The 1,565-nt window shown below is 52.8% G+C and carries 1 rRNA gene; it reads right to left on the bottom strand.

The annotated features are described in order from the left end of the window. Positions 1-1,565: ribosomal RNA gene (locus tag MMA19_RS26410) — 23S ribosomal RNA — on the bottom strand; the annotation flags it as partial.

Here is a 1,565-nt window from a genome sequence, read left to right as displayed (position 1 = left end):
GCCAGGGAAGACTCATCTCAGGGCTCGCTTCCCGCTTAGATGCTTTCAGCGGTTATCGATTCCGAACTTAGCTACCGGGCAATGCGTCTGGCGACACAACCCGAACACCAGAGGTTCGTCCACTCCGGTCCTCTCGTACTAGGAGCAGCCCCCTTCAATCTTCCAACGCCCACGGCAGATAGGGACCGAACTGTCTCACGACGTTCTAAACCCAGCTCGCGTACCACTTTAAATGGCGAACAGCCATACCCTTGGGACCGACTTCAGCCCCAGGATGTGATGAGCCGACATCGAGGTGCCAAACACCGCCGTCGATATGAACTCTTGGGCGGTATCAGCCTGTTATCCCCGGAGTACCTTTTATCCGTTGAGCGATGGCCCTTCCATTCAGAACCACCGGATCACTATGACCTGCTTTCGCACCTGCTCGAATTGTCATTCTCGCAGTCAAGCGGGCTTATGCCATTGCACTAACCTCACGATGTCCAACCGTGATTAGCCCACCTTCGTGCTCCTCCGTTACTCTTTGGGAGGAGACCGCCCCAGTCAAACTACCCACCAGGCACTGTCCTCATTCCCGATTAGGGAACCAAGTTAGAACATCAAACATACAAGGGTGGTATTTCAAGATTGCCTCCACGAATACTGGCGTACTCGCTTCAAAGGCTCCCACCTATCCTACACATGTAGGCTCAATGTTCAGTGCCAAGCTGTAGTAAAGGTTCACGGGGTCTTTCCGTCTAGCCGCGGGTACACTGCATCTTCACAGCGATTTCAATTTCACTGAGTCTCGGGTGGAGACAGCGTGGCCATCATTACGCCATTCGTGCAGGTCGGAACTTACCCGACAAGGAATTTCGCTACCTTAGGACCGTTATAGTTACGGCCGCCGTTTACCGGGGCTTCGATCAAGAGCTTCGTCCGAAAACTAACCCCATCAATTAACCTTCCGGCACCGGGCAGGCGTCACACCGTATACGTCATCTTGCGATTTTGCACAGTGCTGTGTTTTTAATAAACAGTTGCAGCCACCTGGTATCTGCGACTCTCGATAGCTCCATCCGCAAGGGACTTCACCACTAAGAGCGTACCTTCTCCCGAAGTTACGGTACCATTTTGCCTAGTTCCTTCACCCGAGTTCTCTCAAGCGCCTTGGTATTCTCTACCCGACCACCTGTGTCGGTTTGGGGTACGATTCCTTACAATCTGAAGCTTAGAGGCTTTTCCTGGAAGCATGGCATCAATGACTTCACTACCGTAGTAGCTCGACATCGTGTCTCAGCCTTAAAAAGGTCCGGATTTACCTAAACCTTAAGCCTACGCACTTGAACCTGGACAACCGTCGCCAGGCCCACCTAGCCTTCTCCGTCCCCCCATCGCAATTGTAAGAAGTACGGGAATATTAACCCGTTTCCCATCGACTACGCCTTTCGGCCTCGCCTTAGGGGTCGACTTACCCTGCCCCGATTAACGTTGGACAGGAACCCTTGGTCTTCCGGCGAGGAGGTTTTTCACCCCCTTTATCGTTACTCATGTCAGCATTCGCACTTCTGATACCTCCAGCA

Source organism: Vibrio sp. CyArs1 (genome assembly GCF_022432925.1).
GTDB lineage: Bacteria > Pseudomonadota > Gammaproteobacteria > Enterobacterales > Vibrionaceae > Vibrio > Vibrio mediterranei.
This window is presented reverse-complemented; position numbering and strand designations above follow the sequence as displayed.